The organism is Ferruginibacter sp., assembly GCF_031391665.1.
In the GTDB taxonomy this organism is placed as follows: Bacteria; Bacteroidota; Bacteroidia; order Chitinophagales; family Chitinophagaceae; genus Ferruginibacter.
Genome location: NZ_JANMUN010000176.1, coordinates 1 through 24,830, shown reverse-complemented (window position 1 = coordinate 24,830; position 24,830 = coordinate 1). Strand labels below are relative to the sequence as shown.

General features: G+C 36.4%; 18 protein-coding genes. 12 read left to right on the top strand and 6 right to left on the bottom strand.

What is annotated here, in order from left to right:
• Nucleotides 1-4 precede the first annotated feature (4 nt).
• Nucleotides 5-3,067: a WD40/YVTN/BNR-like repeat-containing protein gene (locus ACY651_RS13490; protein WP_462253594.1), complete on the top strand. Its 3,063-nt coding sequence runs from the start codon at nucleotides 5-7 to the stop codon at nucleotides 3,065-3,067.
• A 109-nt stretch (nucleotides 3,068-3,176) separates the two neighbouring features.
• On the opposite strand, the gene metK is transcribed toward ACY651_RS13490, so the two are convergent.
• The 3 genes from metK to ACY651_RS13475 form a co-directional block, all read right to left on the bottom strand.
• The gene (metK, locus tag ACY651_RS13485; RefSeq protein WP_462253592.1) at nucleotides 3,177-4,430 is read right to left on the bottom strand and encodes a methionine adenosyltransferase; all 1,254 of its coding nucleotides are present in this window, start codon (nucleotides 4,428-4,430) and stop codon (nucleotides 3,177-3,179) included.
• A gap of 103 nt (nucleotides 4,431-4,533) precedes the next feature.
• Nucleotides 4,534-6,009 carry a DUF4270 family protein gene (locus ACY651_RS13480; protein ID WP_462253590.1) on the bottom strand — a complete coding sequence of 492 codons (1,476 nt, stop codon included), beginning with the start codon at nucleotides 6,007-6,009 and terminating at the stop codon, nucleotides 4,534-4,536.
• Nucleotides 6,010-6,042: 33 nt separating this feature from the next.
• A complete protein-coding gene (locus ACY651_RS13475; protein WP_462253588.1) occupies nucleotides 6,043-6,855 on the bottom strand; it encodes a glycogen/starch synthase in 813 nt (270 codons plus the stop codon).
• Between the two features lie 109 nt (nucleotides 6,856-6,964).
• Here ACY651_RS13475 and panC point away from each other — a divergent pair, with 109 nt between their 5' ends.
• The 5 genes from panC to ACY651_RS13450 all read left to right on the top strand — a co-directional run bounded on the left by panC (nucleotide 6,965) and on the right by ACY651_RS13450 (nucleotide 12,601).
• Complete coding sequence (gene panC, locus ACY651_RS13470) at nucleotides 6,965-7,810, top strand: pantoate--beta-alanine ligase (protein WP_462253586.1); 846 nt, start codon at nucleotides 6,965-6,967, stop codon at nucleotides 7,808-7,810.
• Between the two features lie 65 nt (nucleotides 7,811-7,875).
• Nucleotides 7,876-8,901, top strand: a complete 1,026-nt coding sequence (locus ACY651_RS13465) for a lysylphosphatidylglycerol synthase transmembrane domain-containing protein (protein ID WP_462253584.1) — start codon at nucleotides 7,876-7,878, stop codon at nucleotides 8,899-8,901.
• Nucleotides 8,873-9,361, top strand: a complete 489-nt coding sequence (gene rfaE2 / locus ACY651_RS13460) for a D-glycero-beta-D-manno-heptose 1-phosphate adenylyltransferase (protein WP_462253582.1) — start codon at nucleotides 8,873-8,875, stop codon at nucleotides 9,359-9,361. Before ACY651_RS13465 ends, rfaE2 begins: the two co-directional genes overlap by 29 nt.
• Before the next feature lie 78 nt (nucleotides 9,362-9,439).
• On the top strand, nucleotides 9,440-11,503 hold the full coding sequence (gene ppk1 / locus ACY651_RS13455) for a polyphosphate kinase 1 (protein ID WP_462253580.1): 2,064 nt from the start codon (nucleotides 9,440-9,442) through the stop codon (nucleotides 11,501-11,503).
• A 219-nt stretch (nucleotides 11,504-11,722) separates the two neighbouring features.
• The gene (locus ACY651_RS13450; RefSeq protein ID WP_462253578.1) at nucleotides 11,723-12,601 is read left to right on the top strand and encodes a Ppx/GppA phosphatase family protein; all 879 of its coding nucleotides are present in this window, start codon (nucleotides 11,723-11,725) and stop codon (nucleotides 12,599-12,601) included.
• 51 nt (nucleotides 12,602-12,652) lie between these two features.
• On the opposite strand, the gene ACY651_RS13445 is transcribed toward ACY651_RS13450, so the two are convergent.
• Both ACY651_RS13445 and ACY651_RS13440 read right to left on the bottom strand, forming a co-directional pair.
• A complete protein-coding gene (locus ACY651_RS13445; protein WP_462253576.1) occupies nucleotides 12,653-14,299 on the bottom strand; it encodes a RagB/SusD family nutrient uptake outer membrane protein in 1,647 nt (548 codons plus the stop codon).
• Between the two features lie 18 nt (nucleotides 14,300-14,317).
• The gene (locus ACY651_RS13440) at nucleotides 14,318-17,506 is read right to left on the bottom strand and encodes a SusC/RagA family TonB-linked outer membrane protein (RefSeq protein WP_462253574.1); all 3,189 of its coding nucleotides are present in this window, start codon (nucleotides 17,504-17,506) and stop codon (nucleotides 14,318-14,320) included.
• 199 nt (nucleotides 17,507-17,705) lie between these two features.
• Between ACY651_RS13440 and panB the strand changes: the two genes are divergently transcribed.
• The 6 genes from panB to yiaA all read left to right on the top strand — a co-directional run bounded on the left by panB (nucleotide 17,706) and on the right by yiaA (nucleotide 24,457).
• The gene (gene panB / locus ACY651_RS13435) at nucleotides 17,706-18,524 is read left to right on the top strand and encodes a 3-methyl-2-oxobutanoate hydroxymethyltransferase (protein WP_462253572.1); all 819 of its coding nucleotides are present in this window, start codon (nucleotides 17,706-17,708) and stop codon (nucleotides 18,522-18,524) included.
• A gap of 104 nt (nucleotides 18,525-18,628) precedes the next feature.
• Nucleotides 18,629-20,152, top strand: a complete 1,524-nt coding sequence (gene amaB, locus ACY651_RS13430) for an L-piperidine-6-carboxylate dehydrogenase (RefSeq protein WP_462253570.1) — start codon at nucleotides 18,629-18,631, stop codon at nucleotides 20,150-20,152.
• Between the two features lie 84 nt (nucleotides 20,153-20,236).
• Nucleotides 20,237-21,544 (top strand): OmpA family protein, encoded by a 1,308-nt coding sequence (locus ACY651_RS13425; RefSeq protein WP_462253568.1) that lies wholly within the window; start codon nucleotides 20,237-20,239, stop codon nucleotides 21,542-21,544.
• Between the two features lie 88 nt (nucleotides 21,545-21,632).
• On the top strand, nucleotides 21,633-23,315 hold the full coding sequence (locus ACY651_RS13420) for a S8 family peptidase (protein ID WP_462253566.1): 1,683 nt from the start codon (nucleotides 21,633-21,635) through the stop codon (nucleotides 23,313-23,315).
• A gap of 81 nt (nucleotides 23,316-23,396) precedes the next feature.
• Nucleotides 23,397-23,960: a Crp/Fnr family transcriptional regulator gene (locus ACY651_RS13415; protein WP_462253564.1), complete on the top strand. Its 564-nt coding sequence runs from the start codon at nucleotides 23,397-23,399 to the stop codon at nucleotides 23,958-23,960.
• Nucleotides 23,961-24,040: 80 nt separating this feature from the next.
• A complete protein-coding gene (gene yiaA, locus ACY651_RS13410; RefSeq protein ID WP_462253562.1) occupies nucleotides 24,041-24,457 on the top strand; it encodes an inner membrane protein YiaA in 417 nt (138 codons plus the stop codon).
• Nucleotides 24,458-24,550: 93 nt separating this feature from the next.
• On the opposite strand, the gene ACY651_RS13405 is transcribed toward yiaA, so the two are convergent.
• Nucleotides 24,551-24,830 (bottom strand): hypothetical protein (locus ACY651_RS13405; protein WP_462253560.1); only part of this gene is annotated, 280 nt, incomplete at its 5' end.

The following is a 24,830-nucleotide window of genomic DNA, read 5'->3' as shown; positions in this document are numbered from 1 at the left end:
TTTTATGAAGAAAATAATTTTTGCAGTGTTGTTTTTAATAAACTGCATTACCATAAATGCTCAAATAAGTTCTGCTACATTTGGTATGATGCAGGCCCGGCAATTAGGCCCGGCAGTTACGGGTGGACGAATATCGGCAATTGAAGGTGTAAATAACGAACCACGTACTTTATACATTGGCACTGCAGGCGGCGGTGTTTGGAAAACCACCAATGCAGGTGTTTCTTTTACTTCTGTTTTTGATAAATATTGCCAGTCAATTGGCGCATTAGCAATTGATCAGCAAAACCCTAAAACAATTTATGTGGGCACTGGCGAAAGCAATATGAGAAATACCGTTTCCGTTGGTGATGGTTTATTTAAAACAACTGATGGTGGCGATAACTGGAGCAGGATTCCGGGATTTGACAGTACTGAACACATCAGTAAAGTAATCGTCAATCCAAAAAATTCAAACATTATTTATGTAGCCTGCCCGGGGCCGTTATGGAGCGACAGTAAGCATCGTGGTTTATACAAATCGTCTGATGCCGGAAAAACTTTTGAGAAAATTTTATACATCAATGAAAAAACGGGTTGTGCCGATGCTGTTATTGACCCTGTAAACCCTGAAACAATTTATGCCAGCACCTGGGAGTTCAGGCGTACACCCTACTCTTTTAATTCAGGTGGCAACGGCAGTGGAATGTATAAAAGTACCGATGGTGGAAAAACATGGAATACATTAAGTAGTGGCCTTCCGGCAAAACCTTTTGGAAGAGCGGCCTTAGCATTAGCACCATCTGAACCCAACAAATTAATTGCAATTGTAGAAGCAGAAAAAACAGGATTATTTATTAGTAATGATGCAGGCGCTACCTGGAAAAATCAAAGCGCTATTGTAAATGTGGTATCACGTCCATTTTATTTTTCGTGTTTGGTTATAGATCCTAAAGATGCCAAAAGGGTGTACCGCCCCGGTTTTGGTTTTAGTTACAGCGACGATGGTGGCCTTTCATTTGCAGATGGTGGATTTACAGTGCATGCGGATCATCATGCTTTATGGATAAATCCGCAATACACCAATCAAATGTATTTGGGTACTGACGGCGGTGTGTACATGAGTACCGACAGGGGTGCTTCGTGGCTTTTATTAGCCTCATTGCCTGTGCCGCAATTTTATCATGTTGCTTTTGATAATAAAGAACCATACAATGTATATGGCGGTTTACAGGATAACGGCAGCTGGATGGCACCAAGCCAGGCGGCATTCGGAATAAAAAATGCTGACTGGAAATTTTTATTTGGCGGCGATGGATTTTGGGTACAACCCGATGGTGTTGACGAATCAATTGTATATGCAGAATACCAGGGCGGCCATGTTAACAGGGTTAATACAAAAGATGGCACATCGTACGATATACAGCCCCAACAGGCTTTAGGAGAAGAAAAACTGCGTTTTAACTGGAACACTCCTATTGTAATTGGCAGCAAAAATAAAAACAACCTTTATGTTGCTTCGCAGTATTTATACAAATCAACTGCACAAGGCAGAAGCTGGCAAAAAATTTCGCCTGATTTAACCACTAATGATAAAAAGAAACAGGAGCAGGAAAAATCGGGAGGAATGAGTGCTGATAATACGTCTGCAGAAAATCACTGTACTATTTTTACTATTGCAGAATCGCCTTTAGATGAAAATATTATTTGGGCAGGTACCGATGATGGTAATTTGCAATACACCACCGATGGTGGAAAAAACTGGACCAATGTTGCAAAAAATTATGCCACAGCAGGCATTGCACCACAAAGCTGGGTAAGCAGTATTGAGCCCAGTAAGTTTGATAAAAATACCGTGTATGTTACCTGGGAAAATCACATGTATGGCGACCATAAAACCTATGCCGGTAAATCAACCGATATGGGTAAAACCTTTACAAAATTTGCCAGCGAAGAGTTTAATTCTTTTGCTCATAAAATAAAAGAAGATAATGTAAATAAAGATTTATTATTTCTTGCTACAGAAATGGGTTTGTATGCCACATTAGATGGCGGTAAAAAATGGTTCCGCATGAAAAACAATATCCCATGGAAAGCAATGGTAAGAGATATTCAAATTCACCCCGCTACTAACGATTTAATTATTGGTACACATGGCAGGGGAATTTTAATTGTTGACAATATTACAGCCATGCGAAACATGACAAATGATATGGCCAGCAAAGAAGCTTATATTTTTGAAAGTAAACCCATTAATTTAACAATGGGTAAATATCAAACGGTGGGTACACAAAGCGAAGGCTGGAGTGCCAACAATACACCGCAGCAGGCTCCTATTAAATATTATTTTAGAGACCGTTTAAATACCGGTGATGTAAAAATTGAAGTGTATGATAAGCAGGGAAAATTATTGCAAACAATGCCGGGCACAAAGCGAAAAGGTATAAACGTAGTGTACTGGAATATGCGTACCACACCACCAAAAGTTGCTAGCGGTGGATCAAAACCCGACTTTAGCGGCTTTACCGCACCCATGGTTTTACCGGGAGAATATACAGTAAAAGTTAAAGTTGCAGATAAAGTGTACGACAGTAAATTAGAATTAAAAGCAGAAGAAAAACCTGATTACACTTTGGCCGACCGTGAAGTACAATATGCAACCGCTATGAAATTGTACAATATGCATGAACAACTGGCAGCATTAGCCGCAGATATAAGTGGCAAACAAAAAAACCTAAAACTGCTGATGGAAAAAATGCAGAATCCCAAAGAGAAAAAAGTAGTTCAGCAGTACTACGATTCGTTAGAAACTTTACGGGGCACTTTAATGGGCACTAAACAGGCATCTATATTTGCAGATGAAGAAAGAATAAGGGAAAACATTACCAACTTGTACACTTCTGTTTGTTACCAGGAAGTAAAACCATCTAACCTGCAGGAACAAAGGGTGCTGGGGTTACAGGCAGATATAAAAAAGGCAGAAGAAAAAAATGTAACCTTAACCAAAACATTTTCTGAAAAAGTAAAAGCTATCCAGGAAAAACAACAACTGCCCAAAAGTAAAGTAGAAGTAAATAAAAATAATTAAGGAACCACCAAAAAATGAAAGAGGCCGAAAATAAATTCAGCCTCTTTTTTATACTCTTAATAAAACATAATTTTCTCCATTTCCCCTTCAGAGGATTTAGGGGCTTTGATTATATTCCAAAAGCTTTCTTTACTTTATTTACATAATCTAATTTTTCCCAGGTAAACAATTCTACTTTTTTGGTTACTTTTTTCCCATCAGGAGAAGTGAAAGTTTTTTCAACTACCTGCGGTACACGGCCCATGTGGCCATAAGCTGCAGTTTCGCTGTAAATTGGGTTACGCAATTTTAAGCGCTGCTCAATAAAGTAAGGACGCATATCAAAAACGCCTTCTACTATCTTGCTGATTTGACCATCTGTTAATTGTACAGCAGCTGTGCCGTAAGTATTTACATTAATGCTGGTAGGTTTTGCAACACCAATAGCATAAGAAACCTGCACCAACACTTCGCTGCACAAACCGGCAGCTACTAAATTTTTTGCAATATGCCTTGTAGCATAAGCAGCAGAACGGTCAACTTTACTTGGATCTTTACCACTAAAAGCTCCACCACCGTGTGCACCTTTACCACCGTAAGTATCTACAATAATTTTACGGCCAGTTAAACCGGTATCGCCATGCGGCCCGCCAATTACAAATTTACCAGTTGGGTTAATGTGATAAGTAATATCTGCATTAAACAACTTAGCGTATTTCTTATACCTTGTCTTAATTCTTGGTATTAAAATATTTATAACATCAGCTTTAATTTTTGCAAGCATTTTTGCTTCGCTGTCAAAATCATCATGCTGGGTTGATATTACGATGGCGTCAATACGCACAGGCTCGTTCTTATCATTGTATTCTAATGTTACCTGGCTTTTTGCATCGGGGCGCAGGTAAGGCATTTTAGAATTTTTCTCCCGGCGTATAGCTGCTAGTTCTATTAATAAATTATGAGCAAGATCTAATGCCATGGGCATGTAATGCTCAGTTTCGTTAGTTGCATAACCAAACATCATTCCCTGGTCGCCTGCACCCTGCTCTTCTTTTTTCTTTTTATCTACACCCTGGTTAATATCGCTTGATTGCTCATGTATTGCAGATAAGATACCGCAACTGTTTGCCTCAAACATATACTCACTTTTAGTGTACCCGATTTTGCGGATAACACCACGGGCAATTTCCTGTACATCTAAGTAAGCTTTACTTTTTACTTCGCCTGCTAATACAACCTGTCCGGTTGTTACCAGTGTTTCGCAAGCCACTTTACTTTGCGGATCGAAAGCTAAAAAATTATCAATTAAAGCATCACTGATTTGGTCAGCAACTTTATCAGGATGTCCTTCACTTACAGACTCTGATGTAAACAAATATGGCATATTATTTTTTTTTTAAGATTGCAAAGATAAGGGTACAGCACTTAAACAACAAAGTCCGCCAGGGCTTTTGGCGGACTTATACACTTATCTTAATAAAATTATTTTAAATTTTTGAATAAACTAAGCGCAAACGCATTTTATAATTGGCGTTAGTACCACTTCCCACTCTAATTCTGCCATTGGCCAACCTGTTATTGTATGCAATTACAGATTTGTATTGCGGATAAACTAAATCATATGGCGCCGTTAATCTTAAAGTATAATTAGTGGTATGCTTGGTTACAATTTGCTGTACATAACGGGTAATATTAAAATTGTAATACTTTATTTCGTTTGCAGCCACAGTTTTAGTTCTTACATAACCTCCAAAGTATAAAAAGTCTATCGTTCCCGGATAAAATAAAGCACTGTTATCGGGATTATAACCTGTATTTGGATTTAAATCAAAATAAATTGGTTTCCATATTTCTAATCCTCCGGGAGTAGTATCTTTTAGCTCTAGATATAAGTAGTTAGGTGGTGTAAGTAGTGGGCTGCTTATAAGATCAGGTATTTGTTCTATAATAAGTTCAGCCCTGTGTATTATTCTGTTTGATATTGTAGATAAAGAAGGAATATTTAAATTAGCATAAGTGCCGGGTGTAGTTTGTAAATAAATTTCATCCGGCCCAGGCGATGAAACAGGAAAGCCGGAACGATTACGGATAATATTATTTGCGCTGGAAGAAGTTGGTGTTGCTGCAGTTGCCGTAGATATTTTAAGAGCAGTAAAAGTAGTATCAACAGTAGCTCCATTTTTTTTTCTGTAATGAATTTCTATTTTAGATGATGAATCGGTTAAGTTGGTATAAAGTAAACTGTTGCCGCCACCACTGGCTATAATGGCTACGCCATTTGTATATGCCCTAAATAAAGAATCGGTTCTAAAGCTGTTATTACCTGCAACAAGTGTATCTAATGCAAAAAGTCTAGTTGCAAATTGGGTTGTTAATTTTATCCTGATTTGATTTTTTACTGAATCTTTATGATTGGCATAAATTTTATAACCGCCAAGGCTGGGTATATCAACCTGTGTGCTGCCAATTAAAGTGCCCGTGGCCGGTGCATAGTTAATAGTTTTGGGAGCAACAGAATCCCACAATCCATTATTGCCAACATTGTAAGGAATTTCTCTTACTTGCAAATCTATAGGTAACATAGTATCGCCCCAGCTTCCTTTATAACTAAGGCATAGCACAACCGAATCAAAACCTATTAATGAATCCTTTGGAATATTGTAGTAAAAGGGATAGAATGTAGGTTTAAACTGTGCGTAAACATTTGCAGTTGTAGTTCCAAACAGGGGATCGTTATTTATTTTACCTAATACCTGATCATCTGAAAGACCAACTTTTGTTGTATCCGGATTAAATATGCCCTGGGTGGCATTAATGGTAAGTATCTCTTCAAAAGTATTTACATTATCCACCGCAGGTAAAAGATCGCTGCCAATATCAGTAGTATCTAATTTGCTGCAACTAATAAAAATTATAGAAAATAAAAAAGCAATAAATGCTATTGAAAGAATACGTTTTTGCACAGAAATAATTTTAATAAAATGTGTTAGTTTTTTCTACTTGGCAAGGTCGGTATATAATTGCAAATAGTCTGTTAAATCACCTTCGGCATTATATTTCACTATTTTTTTTCCTTTCACTTTAGAAAATTCTTCCACCAATTTTTTATCGGCTTTATCAGTACCAAAAGTTACAGCATCTGCAAAAGTTGCACCACCCCTGAACATAGCCACGTTGTTTATATCTTTAAAAGGTTCCAGTTCTTTTTTAGTTACATAATCGTTTATGGTAGCTAATTTTAAAAAGTCGGCACCTAATTTTTCTTTAAAAGTATTTTCGCCAATGGTATAAACAACTTTACAGTTACCAAAAACAGGCTCTTTTTTATACGCATTTTTAATAAACATGGGTATTAGCCCTGTCATCCAGCCGCTGCAATGAATAATGTCTGGAGGCCATCCAAATTTTTTAACCGTTTCCAGCGCACCTTTGCAAAACAACACCGTCCTTAATCCATTATCATCAAACCACTTTTCTTTTTCGTCGGTAAAAACAGACTTACGTTTAAAATAATCTTCGTTATCTAAAAAATAAATTTGCAGCCTGGCGTTGGGTAAACTGGCTACTTTAATCATTAAAGGATAATCATCATTGTCAATAGAAACATTTATTCCCGATAAACGAACCACTTCATGCAGCCGGTGCCTTCTTTCATTTATTATACCAAAACGGGGCATAATACACCTCACTTCCATACCAGTATCGTTCGATTTTACCGCCAGCTTGTTTATTATTTCTGCAAAATCAGTAAGCTCTAAATACGGCGACATTTCGTTTGCAATAAATAAAATTCTTTTCTTTGTTGACATTTTACACTTTATTTTATGCTGGTTTAATTTTTTAAAGGAGTGCAAAAGTACGAATTTTATTTTGCAAAATCAGGGTACACAAGCATTTGAAGCTCAATTGTTATTAAAAATGATACTATTTAAGAAAATTACTGAACTCTCCGCTTTTATTGAAAAGGAAAAGAAAAAGGGAAAATCAATTGGATTTGCCCCAACAATGGGAGCATTACACGAGGGTCATATTTCCTTAATAAATAATTCAAAGGCTTCAAATAGCCTAACTGTAAGCAGTATTTTTGTAAACCCAACACAGTTTAATAATGCTAAAGACTTCGATAAATACCCAATTTCAATAGAAAAAGATATTGATCTTTTAGAAAAAAATGGCTGCGATATTTTGTTTATGCCCACTGTAAAAGAAATGTATCCGAACGGTTTTATTGATCCTCCACATTATAACCTTGGCTATTTGGAAACTGTTTTAGAAGGCAAATACCGGCCCGGGCATTTTCAGGGGGTTAGCCAGGTAGTGCATCGCCTTTTAAGTATTGTACAGCCACATAATTTATTTATTGGCCAAAAAGATTATCAGCAATGCATGGTGATAAAAAAACTAATTGATATAACCCACTTAAATGTAAACGTAATTATTGGCCGCACTTTTAGGGAAAGTGATGGGTTGGCCATGAGCAGCAGAAATATTAGGCTGAATAATGAGGAGAGAAAAAAAGCAGTTAAAATATCAGAAGTGTTATTTTTTATTAAAAAAGAAATTAAGCCCGGTTACATCGAAGATTTAAAAGAAAGGGCTGTACAATATTTAACCGCCGAAGATTTTAAAGTAGATTATATTGCCATAGCCACTGCCGACACCTTAGAAGTTTTAGAAAACTGGGATGGCAAACGCCCCATTGTTGCACTTGTTGCAGCTTTTTTAAATGAAGTAAGACTAATTGATAATATGCTGTTGAATTAAAACTAATACTACTGCATTTTGTTTATTTCATTCTTATTAAATATCTATTCGTAATTTTATCCGATATGCAAAAACGGCTAATTACATTTGTTAAGTACGCATTTTTTTTAGGGCTCGGTATTTTTTTGGTTTGGTGGAGCATACATAAAATGAGCGATAAAGATTACAATGAGTTTGTAAACGCTTTAAAAACTGCCAACTATTATCTTTTAATTCCCGTTTTTTTTATTTTAACTGCAAGCCATATCAGCAGGGCTTTCCGCTGGAAAATTCTGATGAATTCAATGGGATACAATCCTAAACTCATCAATACATTTTGTGCTGTTATGGTGGGTTATCTTGCCAACTTTGCTTTTCCCCGCCTGGGCGAAGTTTTAAAATGCACTATACTGGGTAAATACGAAAAAGTACCACCTGATAAATTGGTCGGTACCATCCTTGTTGAAAGGGCTGTAGATTTATTATCCTTCTTTATAATAATTATTATATCCTTACTAACCCAGGCTAAAGTTGTAGGCAGTTATGCAAAAGGTGCGTTGGATAAATATATTCTTTCTCAAAGCATAGGAGTTGCTTTAATTAAAATTGCAGTTGGAATAGCAATTATTCTTGCAGCCTTTTTTTTATTAAAGTATATTTTTAAAAAATACCTGCACATAAAATTGGTGCAGCAAATAAAAAATATTTTTATTGGTATTAAAGCAGGGTTATTGAGTGTAAGAAATCTTAAAAATAAATGGGTGTTTATTTTTCACAGTGTGTTTATATGGGCCTGTTACCTTGGAGGCACTTACATTGGTTTTTTGGCAATTAAAGAAACCAGTGTGTTGCCAATTTTGGCTGCATTTCCTGTTTTAGTTTTTGGTACCGTTGCCACAATGATTACAGCAGGCGGCATTGGACTGTACCCGGTGTTTTTAATGGAAGCAATGAAACTATATGATGTGCATGAGGGCTTTGGAAATGCCAACGGCTGGTTGCAATGGTCGGCACAATTTTTTATAACATTGGTTATTGGATTTACCTGTTTAATAATACTGCCTTACATAAATAAATCTAAAAATGAAATCGGTACAAGCGATACCCCATAAAATTTTTACAGCAGCTACTTTACAGGCGCAGCTAAAACGCTGGCGTTTGCAAAATAAAAAAATTGTTTTTACCAATGGCGTGTTCGATATTTTACACGAAGGCCATATTGCATCTTTAAGCGATGCCGCTGCCTGTGGCAATATTTTAATTGTGGGTGTAAATGCAGATGCCTCCGTAAAAAGATTAAAAGGTGAAAGCAGGCCTGTAAATAACGAAAACTCCAGGGCATTGCTTTTGGCATCGCTGATAATGACTGATGCAGTTATTATTTTTGAAGATGACACCCCTTATAATTTAATTACTGCAATTATGCCGGATGTATTAGTTAAGGGTGGCGATTATACCATTGAAACCATTGTTGGTGCTAAAGAAGTAATTGCAAATGGCGGCGAAGTTATTATTGCGGCTATACTTGAGGGTTTTTCCACCACTGCCATCATTGAAAGAATGAAAAAATAATTTCACCTAAATTTAATAATGAATTTACGGTTGGGCAAAACTATTCCCTTTAATTTAGTAAAATAAAAATTGCCTTTTGTGCCAAAACAAAAAATAATTATACGGGATATAAGCTGGCTTTCGTTTAACAGCCGTGTGCTGCAGGAAGCCGCAGACGATAGCGTTCCGCTAAGGGAACGGATGCGTTTCCTTGGTATCTTCTCCAACAATCTTGATGAATTTTTTAGGGTAAGAGTGGCCACATTAAACAGGATGATCGCCATTGGCCAAAAAAAGAACATGCACCTGGAAATTAACCCCAGCCTTATACTGGAAGAGATACAGGAAAAAGTTTTGGAACAGCAAAAAGAATTTGAAAGAATATGGAATGAGATTTTAAGAGAATTAAAAAAACAAAAAATATTTTTAGTTACCGAACAAAAACTAAACCGGCTGCAGCAAAAATTTGTACTCGATTATTTTAATGAAGAAATACGCAGCAATATTGTTCCGTTAATGATGGAAAGTATCAGGGAGTTTCCAACACTCAGCGATAAATCAATTTATTTGGCCTGTACCCTTTCTAAAAAAGATAAAAGTATTGCTAAAAAATTTGCATTAGTTTCTGTACCTGCAAGGCGCTTACCCAGGTTTATCATCCTGCCCTCTAAACAAAATGAAAAGCACATTATTTTATTAGAAGATGTTATCCGTTTTTGCCTGCCGCATATTTTTTCTTTTTTTGGCTATGATACTTTTTCATCTGCCATTATTAAAGTAACCCGTGATGCAGAAATAGATATTGATAATGATGTATCCACTTCTCTGATTCAAAAAATTGAAAAAGGATTAAAGAACCGTAAGAAAGGAAAAACAGTTCGTTTTATTTACGATAAAGATATTGATGCTTCGTTACTGGCTTATTTGGTTAAACGGTTAGGATTAACGCATATTGACAATTTAATCCCTGGTGGCCGCATACATAATTTTAAAGATTTTATTGATTTTCCCGAATCGGTATTTGCAAAAAAGAATCCCCGTAAAAAACCTTTTATACACCCTGCATTAAAAAATGTAAGCCGTACTACAGATGTTATTTTACAAAAAGATATACTGCTCAACTTTCCATACCACAGTTTTGATACTGTAATTGATCTGTTAAGAGAAGCAGCCATTGATCCCGAAGTAGTGAGCATAAAAATTACCTGCTACCGCCTTGCACCACGATCGAAAATAATTAATGCTTTAACCAATGCAGTACGTAACGGTAAACAGGTAACCGTGGTGCTTGAGCTAAGGGCAAGATTTGATGAAGAAGCCAACCTGGAATGGAAAGAAGAATTGGAAGAAGCCGGTGTAAAAGTTTTAATTGGTGTACCCGATTTAAAAGTGCATGCCAAATTATGTTTAATAAAAAAGATTGTAAATAATCAAACTGTTTTGTATGGCTTTGTAAGCACAGGAAATATTAACGAAAGCACAGCAAAGGTTTATGGCGACCATTGTTTACTTACTGCTGATAAAAATATTATGGCAGATGTAAACCGTATATTTCATTACCTGGAAGTTCCAAAAATGCGGCCGCATTTTTTAAGGGCCTGTAAAACAATTATTGTAAGCCCTGCTGGTATGAGAAGCCAGTTAATGCATTTAATACAGAAAGAAATTAATACAGCTAAATCAAAAAAACCTGCTGCTATAACTTTAAAACTAAATTCGCTCAGCGATGAAATACTTATTGAAAAATTGTATGAAGCTGCAAAGGCAGGCGTAGTAATTAACCTGGTAGTAAGAGGTATTTTTTGCATGCTTACAGAAAATAATAAGTTTAAAGAAGTGTATGCCATTAGTATTGTGGATGAATATTTAGAACATGCAAGGGTGATGATTTTTCATAATGGCGGTAAAGAAAAAGTTTTTATATCCAGTGCCGACTGGATGGTGAGAAATATAGACCACCGCATAGAAGCCGCCTGTCCTATCTTTTCAAAATCAATCCAGCGGGAGTTAAAAGATATTATGCAAATTCAGCTCAACGATAATATTAAAGCAAGAATATTAGATAATGAACTGGGCAACCAGTATGTAAACCCCCGCAACACAAAAAAAATACGCAGCCAGCTGGAGACGTATAATTATCTCTATCGTAAATCAATAAGTTAACTGGTTTATTGGTTAACTGGTTAATTAGTGTTTTACCTTGTTAGTAATTAAATGCAGTTTTAAAAAGCATGTAATTGGGTAACCCAATTATTGAATCATATTCCAAAAAAACGCAACAATATATTTGTTGATTAGATTACAGGTTAATCCGTAAATTCGTTAGTACAGATTAACTAATTAACTAATTAACTAATTAACCAATTAACTGATTAACAAAGAGTGAAATTAGCAGCAATAGATATTGGCAGTAACGCAGCAAGGCTTTTAATTACAGAAGTAATTGTTGATGAAAAAGGTGATCCATCTTTTAATAAACTTAACTTATTGCGGGTGCCTTTAAGGCTTGGGTTTGATGTTTTTGAAACCGGCGTAATTTCCAAAGCAAGAATTGGAATGGTTATGCAAACTATGAAAGCCTATAAACATTTGATGAATGCTTATGGCGTAGAACATTTAAAAGCCTGCGCTACCAGTGCTATGAGGGATGCAAAAAATGCTGCCGATATTATCAGAAAAATAAAATTAGAAACAGATATTTCTATTGAAGTAATAACCGGCGATACCGAAGCTAATTTAGTGTATGAAAATCACGTGGCAGAAAATATGGATAAAGACCATAGTTATTTGTATATAGATGTGGGTGGCGGAAGTACAGAGTTATCTTTTTTCAGCAATGGGAAATTAGTGTATAAAAAATCTTTTAACATTGGTACCATCCGGTTATTAAAAAACCTGGTTAAAGACAGTAATTGGGAAGAAATGAAAGAGGCTCTCCGAATTGCAACCAAGGGCCACAAAGAAGTGATTGCCATTGGCAGCGGCGGCAACATCAATAAAATTTTCAGCATGAGCAAGCGTAAAGATGGCAAACCGCTTTCTTTAGAACTTTTGAGGGATTATTATAAAGAATTAAGCAACGTTACTTTAGAAGAAAGAATTAATAAATACGGTTTAAGAGAAGACCGTGCCGATGTAATTGTACCGGCCTTACAAATTTATACCAACGCCATGCGCTGGGCCGATGCCCAGGAAATTTATGTACCCAAAATTGGTTTGGTAGATGGATTGATACAGCATTTGTGGGAGGAGGTGAAATAAAAAATGCTGCTCAAACTGAACAGCATTTTATTTGTTTTCTATAAAAATTTATTATTTAGGATTTTTTGTTGGTGCACTTCCAGAACCGGCAGGATTAATAGCCAATTCATTGTCTGGCACATCCCAGTAATCAAGAAATCCGTAATCAATTCTGGCATTTGTATTTAAAACTCCAGTGCTTGAAATAACTACACAACCTGTTCTTCCACCACCTTGTGCAATTGGATTAATAAATCCAAAACGGCGGGCATCGTAAAATGATAAACCGATGAATGGTAAAGCACATCTTCTTTCTCTTCTTAATTCTTCCCGAGCTTGTACCAACGTTAAGCTTGTACCAGAAACTCCGGCAATACCAGCACCCTGAGCTGTACGAACTGCATCAACCAAAGCTAATCCTGGGTCAATAGCCCCGGTATTAATTAAAGCTTCTGCCCGCATTAATTCATTTTCCTCATAGCTGCTTGCTAAAAATATTTCTTCCAAACCTGCGCCCACATTTGTGTAAACCTTTACTCCCGGAATGCCAGTGCCTGCATTAATTAATCTCCATCGGGTATTAAAAGAATTCCCTCTGTCAGAGTTACCAATCCATGTGGACGTAATAACCATGTTATTAGTTAATCTTCTATCGCCAGTTTTAAATTCCTGCACCAGCCGTTCACTTAATTTATAAGTATTTGCACCAGCTTGAGCTCCCTGAATCTTTGACGCTACTGTTCCACTTGCAGGTGCTAAGAAATCGCCTGCTGCATTGGATCGGCCTGTAAATACTTTATCTGTAGCAGAAACCCCAGTACCGCTGGCTGTTAAAGTAAGAATACTATTCCATTGAGCTGGAGTCATTGTGCTTGCGGGAGTATTTACTAAAATATTCCTGGCTTTCATTGTACTTACGCTTCGTCTCCATTCTGCAACACTTAATACACCTCCTTTACCAATTTGGCAAAAATTAGGAATAAGTGAGGTTAAAACTGAATTATGTGCCGATACTACAGCAACATCAGTTAAAGCTGTAGAACACAAATCCAAATTTTTATTGGATTCGGCTATAATTGCTTCCTTAGTAACATATTTGTTGTTAGTTGTGCCATAAACTTCATTTATTAAGCCAGCATAATAAATTGATCCTATTCTGGCATAAGCAAATCCTTTCCACCAATACGCCCATGCTTTTAATGTAGCTTTTTTGGTTGCACCATCGGCTGCAAAAGTTATTTGATTAACATTTGCTAAAATAAAATTACAAGAACTAATCATAGAGTACATATATGCCCACTCATAAAAAAGGGGATTTTGACCCTGGTTAGAGTTTTGATTAACCAACCGAATCATGTCGTACTGTTTCTTGGGTGAGTTTGGGTTTATAACCACTGTTCCATTATCTAACGTAACGGCATCAGGGCAGCCAAGCTGGTTTGTAAAAGCATTAGCCGCTTCCATACCAATGGCATCTCCCATCATTTCATGAAATCCAATAGCACCAGACCAGAAGAAACCATATACGCCATCGGAATGTTTAAGATCTCTGAAACCGTTTCTGTATATACCACCTTGTGCAAAGGCAAGTATTCCGGCTTCAGTTAAAGCACTTTCGGGTACAGGTTGATTTGTGTTTTTTATATCTAATTGCTTTTTACATGATATGATGCAGCTTAGTAGTAAAAATGTAAAAAGTAAATTTTGTATTTTTTTCATAAAAAATAATTTATTTTATTAAAAGCCTATGTTTAAACCTACCTGGTATGTTTTTAAATTTGGAACGGTATTATGATCAACTCCTCTGTCAAATGCCGAATTTGACGAACCGGAACTAACTTCGGGGTCAAATCCCTGATATTTGGTAGAAGTAAATAAATTACGCCCTGTTAATACTAATTGCAATCTATTAAAGCCTTTAATTTTTATAAATTTTGCAAAATCAAATGCCATAGATAGGTTACGCAGCCTTAAAAAAGAGGCATCTTCATAAAAATAATTTCGGGTGCCATTGGCTTGTACATTTGCATATACACCTCTATAAAAAGAAGCATATGCTTCCGTTACCCCATCAACTGTAAATGGTTTTGCATAATCTTTGTGTATCCCATCCCTGTACATCCACTGCCTTGTTTGATTATAAATATGGCTTTTGTAAATCCAATCCCATTGCATAGAAAATTGAATAAAATTTTTATATGAAAGTTCATTAATGAATGACATATTGAATTTTGGATTAGGATCTCCTAAAGCAACTTTTTCGGGAGTAACAAAAGGTATTTTTGTTACCTTATCTACAACCCATCCATTGCTTGCAACGGTATAAAGCCCATGGGAGGCAGCTGGTATATAAGGTTCGCCTTTAGCATTTGTTTGTGTAATACTGGTAATCATATTGTTGCCATATAATTGCCCAATTTTTTCACCAGCCCTTAAAATATAATTACTACTTCCTGCATTAGAAATAACAATAATTTCAGCTCCCCCTTTTACAGATTCTATCTGAGAAGTTTGTTTGCTGTAATTGGTAGTAAAATTCCAATTGATATTTTTACTGTTTAACACAGTTGCATTTATAGATGCCTGAATACCATTAGAAGATAATCCGAAAGCATTATCCAAAACTGTACCTATTCCAGAACTTGGTGGTGCATCTACATTATAAATTGCATTATCGGTACTTCTGTCCCAATAAGTTGCAGATAAATTAATAGAACTTAACCATCTCCCTTGAAATCCTTTAAATGTCATATCAATACCCAATTCCATCTCTTTAGAAATTTCCACGTTTAAATTTGCATTTGGGTTATTTACTCTTGTAGTAAATCCAACAGTATTTCCAATATTTGCTGTACCTAAGGTTGGAAATCTGTCAAAAGCCCTTGGTTGAATACCAGCCTCGCCATAGGCAGCTCTTAATTTAAATTCTGGCATGATTGTACTCATCTTACTTTTCTTCCAAAAATCCAATTGAGAAAGCCTTACATACACATCTCCTCTTGGAAATGTAGCTGCTTTTCCCCCTTTTCCAAAGGCCGATGAATAGTCGCTTCTTACTCCACCAGATATACCTGCCCAATCTCCAATCTCAAAACGCTGATTTACCAAGTAACCGTAGGTAACAAATTTTTCCCGGTAATCTGACTCAATTCTATACGTCACCATTTGGCTTGCAGTGTATGGGGTATAAAACGGTGCGTCGCCTCCCCAGGTTATATATTGCTGAAAATCATTTTTTCTATAATCAAATGCTAATTGTGTACTTGTTTTTATTGGCAGGTTAATGTTAAAGTCTTTTTTAAAATCGGTATTAATAGTAGCTGTGGTTATAAGGTTTTGAAAAAATGTTCTGTACCTGAAATTATCTATAGAACCCGAAGTGCCAACTGCACCTGGTGAATAATAATTACCAGTCCACCTTCTTGCACCATTCCAAAATAAATAACTCGGATTATTATCCTGTGCAGCTACATCGTATTTAACATCCTGAGTTTGATAATTCATTCCATATTTAGTGTCTAACTCTACAAACCGGTTAAGTTTGTAATTTAAATTGAAATTTTGTACAATATCAATTTTGTTATCCAAATTGCTTGAATATTGGGTTCTGTAGTTAGGGTTATATCCATTTACACCAGATGCATCTCCAAAATAATAACCATAATCCCCGTTTGGCATTTTAGTTTGATAGTCTGCAAATGGCCTTGAATTGTTTAATGCAAACATAATACCTCTGCCTGTTTGATCATTTAAGGTATTTTTTGTGTAAACCAATTGAGTTGAGGACCTGAATTTTAAATTTTTGGCCAAACCGATACCGATATTAGACGTTAGATTTGAACGGGAGAAATTTCCGTTATTTTTAAACGTACTTTGCTGGCGGTTATCCGATAATGAGAAATTGAAATCTAAATTTTCTTTTGCACCAGATAAGGTTATTGCATTATTCATTATAGTTGCAGGTATATAAAACTCCTTAAAATGGTCATAATATTTAAGGTTATTTGTTCCGTACGGCTTATTAATTAATGTTAATGGAGAGTTTAAATCTATCAACACATTTTCTCTAAAAACATTAACGTTAGGGTCTAAATTTATGGGGTTACCCGAACCTCCAACAATATCGCCACTGGCATTTGTAGTAAAGCCATGAAATCTTGCTTTTTCAACATTGCCAACATTAAGCATTTTATTTGTTGAAATATTGCTGGATATATCAATTTGGGTTTTTCCCATTTTTCCTTTTTTGGAAAATAACTGAATAACTCCATTTGCACCTTGTGCTCCATAAATGGTTGCAGATGCTGCCCCTTGCACAACTTCTACCCTTTCAATATTGGTTAAATCAAGTGAATTTAAATCAGTAGCCCGTATTTCAATACCATCCAACATAACCATTGGTAATGTACCCCTGTTTATAGTGTTAATACCTCTTAATAAAATATTAACAGGCCTGCCTGGAGACCCGTTAGTGCTACTAATTTGAGCACCAGCAATTTTTCCAACTAAAGCCTGGTCAACAGAAGCTGTCATTCCACCGGGTAATCTATCTGCAGTTATTGATTCTACAGAAATGCCCAATTTCTTTTTACTGGTTGCTACGCCTACACCTGTTACCACCACTTCACTCAAAGCTTTGTTATCTAATTCAAGTTTTACGTCTGCTATAGTACCGCTTACCGTAAAGGTTTTTGGCAAATAGCCAACAAAAGATACCGAAATAGTCGTTTTACCAGCAGGAAGTTTAATGGTATATGTGCCATTTTCTAAAGTTAAAGCGGCTCCGCCGCCTTTTACTAAAACCGTTGCACCTGATATTGGTACACCCGAAGCATCTGTAACTTTACCCGTAATTTGCGTTTGAGCAAATACGCCCTGAAGAAACAGCAGTAAACAGCTGATCGTCAGAAAACAATGTTTTCTCATTTAGTTTGGTTTTTTAGTTAAAAAATTATTAATTGTTTTAAACGGCTCTGCAATATGGGCAAAATAATTTATAAAATGTTGCATTGGTTAAAAAAATGTGTATAAAATACGCAGTTCTTATTTATTGAATTTTATTGTAAAATAAGCTTCGTTGCTGCTTATACGTTACTTTAAGTATCTTGCAATCAAATAATTAACTATGGCTGGTACAATTAAAGAAATAAAAAAAGTAACTACCAACACCCTGCAAAAAATGAAAGCCTCTGGGGATAAAATTGCTATGATAACGGCTTATGACTTTTCTTTTGCAACTATTTTTGATGCAGCAGGTATTGATATTATTTTAGTGGGCGACAGTGCCAGTAATGTAATGGCCGGCCACGTTACCACGTTGCCCATTACACTGGATCAAATGATCTATCATGCACAAAGTGTGGTAAGGGCAAGAGAAAGAAGTTTAATTGTTTGCGATATACCCTTCGGCTATTACCAATCCAACTCAGATATTGCATTAGCATCGGCCATAAGAATAATGAAAGAAAGTGGTGCTAACACTGTAAAGTTAGAAGGTGGTGAAGAAGTATTGGACTCTGTAAAAAAAATTGTAAGTGCAGGCATTCCGGTTATGGGGCATTTGGGTTTAACACCACAATCGATAAACAAATTTGGTACCTATGTAGTACGGGCAACCGAAGAACAGGAAGCCAATAAATTAAGAAAAGATGCATTGGTTTTACAGGAAGCTGGATGTTTTGCTATTGTGCTGGAAAAAATTCCGGCAGCTTTGGCAAAAGAAGTTACCGAAAGTTTACACATACCCACCATTGGTATTGGCGCCGGTGGCGATTGCGACGGTCAGGTTTTAGTAATGCATGATATGCTGGGCATTAATACCGAATTTAAACCACGTTTTTTGCGCCAGTATTTAAATTTAAGTGAGCAAATTACTGGTGCAGTGCAGCAATACATCACTGATATTAAGAGCAAAGATTTTCCCAACGAAAACGAACAGTATTAGGAAGACAAAAGACCACTGACCACGGTAGCGTCTGCAATTGATGTCGTCTGTGGTTCGTTGTCAATAGTATTATCTTAACTACCTTTACCGGCAAATTAAGTCGCATGAAATTCCTTTCTCAATTAAAGATTCAAAAAAATAATAACGGCGTTTCCACCGGTTTGCTTTGGCCAAAAGCTAAAGGCGAAAAAATAAACTCCTTCTCCCCTGTTGATGGTAAACTGATTGCTGCCGTAACTGGTGCCGATAAAAATAATTACGATACTGTAATTGCAAAAGCACAAACTGCATTTGCGGTATGGCGGCAATGGCCTGCACCAAAGCGTGGCGAAATTGTAAGGCAGGTTGGTGAAGAACTAAGAAAAAATAAACAGGCACTGGGTGAGCTGGTAAGTTATGAAATGGGTAAGAGTTTACAGGAAGGCTTAGGCGAAGTACAGGAAATGATTGACATCTGCGATTTTGCAGTTGGGCTTTCCCGCCAGTTACATGGCTTAACTATGCATAGTGAAAGGCCCGGGCACAGAATGTATGAACAATATCATCCTTTAGGAATTGTGGGTGTAATATCTGCTTTTAATTTTCCGGTGGCAGTATGGAGCTGGAATGCAGCTTTGGCATGGGTTTGCGGCGATGTATGTGTGTGGAAGCCCAGTGAAAAAACACCATTGTGTGCTATCGCCTGTCAAAATATTATTCAATCGGTGTTTAAAAAAAATAATGTACCCGAAGGCGTTAGTAATATAATTATTGGTGGCAGCAATGTGGGAGAATGGATGAGCAACGACCCACGAATGCCTTTAGTTTCTGCAACAGGCAGCACAAGAATGGGTAAAGCAGTGGGTAAAGCAGTAGGAGAAAGATTAGGAAGAAGTTTATTAGAGCTTGGTGGTAACAATGCTATCATCATTACAAAAAATGCAGATTTGGATATGGCATTAATTGGTGCCGCATTTGGTGCAGTAGGTACCGCAGGGCAAAGATGTACCTCAACCAGAAGATTAATTGTTCATGAATCGGTGTATAATAAATTTAAAGAAAAATTAGTGCATGCATACGGGCAATTAAAAATTGGTAATCCGCTTAACGAAAAAAATCATGTGGGGCCGTTGATTGATAAAGATGCGGTGAAAATGTATTTAGATGCCATTGAGAAATGCAAAGCCGAAGGTGGTAAATTTATTGTAGAAGGTGGTGTAATAAAAGGTAAAGGATTTGAAAGCGGCTGCTATGTGCAACCTTGTATTGCCGAAGCAAAAAATAATTTTGCTATTGTACAGCATGAAACCTTTGCCCCAATTTTATATTTGATGAAATATAAAACTTTGGATGAAGCCATTGCTATGCAGAACGGCGTGCCACAAGGTTTATCCAGCGCAATAATGACTAATAACTTAAGAGAAGCCGAAGCATTTCTTTCGCAGACGGGCAGCGATTGCGGAATTGCTAATGTAAATATTGGAACAAGCGGTGCAGAAATTGGTGGTGCATTTGGTGGAGAAAAAGAAACGGGTGGCGGAAGAGAAAGCGGCAGCGATGCATGGAAAGTTTATATGAGAAGGCAAACCAACACTATTAATTATACTGATAAATTGCCTTTAGCACAGGGAATAAAATTTGATTTGTAGTTAAATTACAGCAGCCATTGTTTTATTTTCTATATTTATATTGATTTTTTTAGACAGATTACCAGCATGCCCCAAAGCTTATGTATGAAATTTACTTTTAAAAAAGTATTTGCAGTAATGCTGCTGCTTTTTGTAATGCAGCGTTCTGCTGCTCAAACTAAATATGGTGTAACGGCAGGAGTGGGTAAAACTTCTCTTTACAAATTTCCTTTTTCGCCAGAAGATTATAACCGCTATTCGCCTGCAACAGGTTGGTGGGCAGGTTTAACAGCCGATTTACCACTTACAAAAAACGGCCTAAATTTATTTGGCGCTGCCCTGTATAACCAAAAAGGTTATAAATATTCTATGAAAAAAGAAACAGGTGCTAATAATACTGTTAAAGATTCTGGCTTTGTTCAAAGTGTAAACTATGCCGATATTAATATTAACCTGCGTAAAAAATTTGTATTTAATGAAACCAATAGTTTTTTTGCAGGTACAGGGCCGGTACTCAGTTTTTTTGCCGGTGGTAAAGAAAAAATTGCCGTAAACTATTTTGGTACTGCACTGCCTCCTGTTAATAATACAAACAACAAACTTGTAAAAGGTACCGGCCCCGGAAAATATACACCCACATTTTTTAGCTGGAGTTTTGCTGCAGGTTTTGAAATTAACAACTTTTCCATCTTTCTAAATACCTGCATACCGCTTACTGATTATTACCAGGATGCACAAAATGGTGTAAAGCATAAAATAAAATCGTTTGGTATAAATGTTGGCTATACATTATTCAGCCATGTTAAAAAAGAATTTAAAAAAGAGAAAGATAAAACAGTTTACATACCTGTTGTTATCGACAGCCTTGGTGATGATGATGGCGATGGAATTGTAAATGTTAATGATAAATGCCCGGGGCATAAAGGCACATTAAAATATTTTGGCTGCCCTGTGCCAGATACTGATGGTGATGGAATAAATGATGATGATGATAAATGTATTACGTTAGCAGGCAGTATTGCAAACAATGGTTGCCCATCTTTCCCTGATACTATTAAACCAATTAAAAAAGATACCGCCTGCTACACTATATATTTTGAACCGGGCAAAAGTATCCTGCGTTCAGAAGGATATAATACACTTGCCATTGTAATAAAGTTGTTAAAAGAAAACCCTAAACTGGTAGCAGTATTTACCGGGCATACTGATAATGTGGGAAGTGTGGACGCTAATTATAAACGTTCGCTTGGCAGAGCAAGTGTTTGTGCCGATCATGTAGCAAGTTATTACATCAGTAAAGACCGTTTAACAATAGTTTCTTCAGGTAATAAAAAGCCTGCGGCAGATTTAAACGACCCCATGCTGCAATGGAAAAACAGAAGGGTGGAAATTTGCATATTTGAAAACAAATAATGATGTAACACCCGCTGCTACCATTTAACATACAAATAGCAAGCTGTATAATTTTCTTTACTAACTTTGAAAAAAAGTAAAAAAGTATATGAATAAAACTCTAATTGTATTTTTAATCTGCTCCCTTATTTTTACCCAAAGCCAGGCCCAAAAAGAAACCACACCCAATGGCTGGCACCTGATGGATAAAGAGACCGACGGTTATAATGGTGTTAGTGCCGCAAAAGCTTACAATTTTTTATCTGCAAAAAAACTTAAAAGCAAAACTGTTATTGTTGCCGTAATAGACAGTGGTATTGATACACTGCACGAAGATTTAAAACCTGTACTGTGGACAAACCCAAAAGAAATACCCGGCAATGGTATTGATGACGACCGCAACGGCTATATTGATGATGTACATGGCTGGAATTTTTTAGGAGGAAAAGATGGCCGTAATGTGGGTGAAGACAGTTACGAAGCGGCAAGGGTTTATCATGGCTTAAAAGCAAAATACGAAGGAAAAGAAAAAGAAGATATCAACCCGAAAGATGTTGCCGAATTTGAAAGCTGGAATAAAGCAAAAGCAAAAATATTAGGTGAAGGGGATAATGAACCCGGTATTGACCTGGTGGTATTAAAAAGGATGTTAGCCAGCACACAAAAAAGTGACAGCATTTTAAAAATTGCCTTGGCTAAAGAAGTATATACCGGTAACGAATTAAACGCTTTTATACCAGCCGACGCAGTACAGAAAACATCTAAAAATGCATTGCTGGGTTTAATGAAAGCTAATAATCAGTTAGACGCTACTAATAAAGAATTTGTAGAAGGCTTTTCAGAATTTGTTGCAGGAGAAGATAAAAAGGAAGTTTCTAAAAATACACCACCAAAAAATTACAGGCAGGAAATTGTGGGTGATGATGAAACCAATTTGAACGACAGGAATTATGGCAACAACGACCTGATGGCAAGCACACCAATGCATGGCACACATTGCAGCGGTATAATTGCAGCAGCACGTAATAATGGTAAAGGTATGGATGGTATTGCAGATAATGTACGTATTATGATGTTACGTGCAGTTCCTGATGGAGATGAGCATGATAAAGATATTGCCAATGCTATTCGCTATGCAGTTGATAATGGTGCACTAATTATAAGCATGAGTTTTGGTAAAGATTTCAGTCCGCAAAAACAGTGGGTTGATGATGCCTTCCGCTATGCAGAAAGTAAAAATGTTTTATTAGTGCATGCAGCCGGTAATGATGCAAAAGATGTTGATACAGAAGATAATTTTCCCAGCCCGGTTTATATTAATGGTAAAGGCAGGGCAAGTAATGTAATAACTGTTGGTGCAAGCGGCGATACTAAAAATGGCGGACTTACTGCATCGTTCAGTAACTACGGTAAAAAAGAAGTAGATGTTTTTTCTCCGGGTGTAAGAATTTACTCTACGCTGCCCGGTGGTAACACTTACGGTAATTTACAGGGTACCAGTATGGCCTGCCCGCTGGTAGCCGGTATTGCGGCATTAACATTGGAGTACTTCCCCACCCTTTCGGCAAAGCAATTAAAATTTGTTATAGAAAAATCTGCAAAGCAGCCCGATTATAAAGTAAACAAACCTGGCAGCGATGGTGAAATGGTAAACCTTAGCGACATAAGTAAAACAGGCGGTATAGTAAATGCATACGAAGCATTAAAATTAGCCGCCACTTTAAAAGGCGAAAGAAAAACACCCAAAGTTGTTTTACCAAAACCTAAAATGATAAAAACAAAAAAAGGATAAAAATTTTAAAAACTTCCGAAGCAATAAAACTTCGGAAGTTTTTTAGGAGCTATTTATACTTGGTATTTTTTGTTGTTTTACATGCAAAATCTTTTAGCCCATATAAAAAATTATTCCCCGTTAAGCACCGAAGCTCAACAGGCGCTGCAGGATTGTTTTGAAAAAAATTCATTTTCCAAAAATGAATACTTACTTACACAGGGACAGGTAAGCAGGCATTTATATTTTTTAGAAAAAGGGGCAACAAGAGGATTTTACAATTTGGATGGAAAAGAAATAACACACTGGTTTGGTTTTGAAAATGATTTTGTCACTTCCTTTCACAGTTTTATTACCGGCGAAGCGGCGGTAGAAAATATTCAGTTAATAGAAGGAAGTATTTTATGGATGATCTCAAAAGAAAATTTAACTGAGTTGTTTAATAAGTATCACGAAATAGAAAGATTGGTAAGAATTGTTTATGAAAAATATTATATAAGGCTGGAAGAAAGGTTTGTAAATGCACAGTTTAAAACTGCCAGTGAGCGTTACGAAAATTTATTGCTGCATACACCACATATTGCAGAAAGGGTACCCTTGGGCTTTATAGCCTCTTACCTTGGCATTAGCCAGGAAACATTGAGCAGGATACGAAGTAAGTTTTAACATTTGCATTGTTGCTTTTTGATAAATGTCAAAAGTTTAAGGCATGCATACAAATAGTTTTGTTCTATAAAAAAATAATTATGGAACAAAAACAAATTCAACCGCCTTCTGCTGCTTTTATTGCCGCTTCGTGGCTTGCTTTATTTATTGGCGCTATTGCTTTTATTATTGGCTTATGGAATGCCAATATGCAACTGAATGAAAAAGGGTATTATTTTACTGTATTAATGTTTGGTCTTTTTGCCTCCATCTCTGTGCAAAAAGCAGTACGTGACCAGCTTGAAGGAATACCAGTTACCAACCTGTATTATGGTATTGCGTGGTTTGCCACACTGTTATCAATAGTATTACTTACGGTGGGTTTATGGAATGCCGAACTGGAAAAAAGTGAAAAAGGATTTTATGCGATGTCTTTTGTATTAAGTTTATTTGCAGCAGTTGCCGTACAAAAAAATACCAGGGATGTAAGGGCATCAAAAGCAAACGAGCCGTTTTAATTATTTGTATTTACAAAACTGGTAATAATAAAAGGCTGTTTCAAAAAAAATGAAACAGCCTTTTAACTTTTATATTAAACCTTTACCCAAAAATTATTCATCAAAATATTCTGTACCATCGGCGCTAACATAACCCATTTTACCGGCAGCATTTTTTACCAGTAAAAAATTACCACCTCTAACTGATCTCACTTCAGTGTACTTTGGGGTTATCATTTTGTTATCTAAAAAATAATACCCTTTTGTTTTATCATTACCTGTTAAAACAAAACCACGGCCATCATCATACATAATATCTGCAAGGCTTGCATTAATAACATCTTTATTATTTAAATCTTTTAAAGTACTCATTCCATCTTTTGTTTCAATAAAA

Coding starts and splice junctions, on each gene's coding strand:
- ACY651_RS13490 (WP_462253594.1), top strand. CDS start 5: ATGAAGAAAATAATTTTTGCAGTGTTGTTTTTAATAAACTGCATTACC.
- metK (WP_462253592.1), bottom strand. CDS start 4,430: ATGCCATATTTGTTTACATCAGAGTCTGTAAGTGAAGGACATCCTGAT.
- ACY651_RS13475 (WP_462253588.1), bottom strand. CDS start 6,855: ATGTCAACAAAGAAAAGAATTTTATTTATTGCAAACGAAATGTCGCCG.
- panC (WP_462253586.1), top strand. CDS start 6,965: ATGATACTATTTAAGAAAATTACTGAACTCTCCGCTTTTATTGAAAAG.
- ACY651_RS13465 (WP_462253584.1), top strand. CDS start 7,876: ATGCAAAAACGGCTAATTACATTTGTTAAGTACGCATTTTTTTTAGGG.
- rfaE2 (WP_462253582.1), top strand. CDS start 8,873: ATGAAATCGGTACAAGCGATACCCCATAAAATTTTTACAGCAGCTACT.
- ACY651_RS13445 (WP_462253576.1), bottom strand. CDS start 14,299: ATGAAAAAAATACAAAATTTACTTTTTACATTTTTACTACTAAGCTGC.
- ACY651_RS13440 (WP_462253574.1), bottom strand. CDS start 17,506: ATGAGAAAACATTGTTTTCTGACGATCAGCTGTTTACTGCTGTTTCTT.
- panB (WP_462253572.1), top strand. CDS start 17,706: ATGGCTGGTACAATTAAAGAAATAAAAAAAGTAACTACCAACACCCTG.
- amaB (WP_462253570.1), top strand. CDS start 18,629: ATGAAATTCCTTTCTCAATTAAAGATTCAAAAAAATAATAACGGCGTT.
- ACY651_RS13425 (WP_462253568.1), top strand. CDS start 20,237: ATGAAATTTACTTTTAAAAAAGTATTTGCAGTAATGCTGCTGCTTTTT.
- ACY651_RS13420 (WP_462253566.1), top strand. CDS start 21,633: ATGAATAAAACTCTAATTGTATTTTTAATCTGCTCCCTTATTTTTACC.
- ACY651_RS13415 (WP_462253564.1), top strand. CDS start 23,397: ATGCAAAATCTTTTAGCCCATATAAAAAATTATTCCCCGTTAAGCACC.
- yiaA (WP_462253562.1), top strand. CDS start 24,041: ATGGAACAAAAACAAATTCAACCGCCTTCTGCTGCTTTTATTGCCGCT.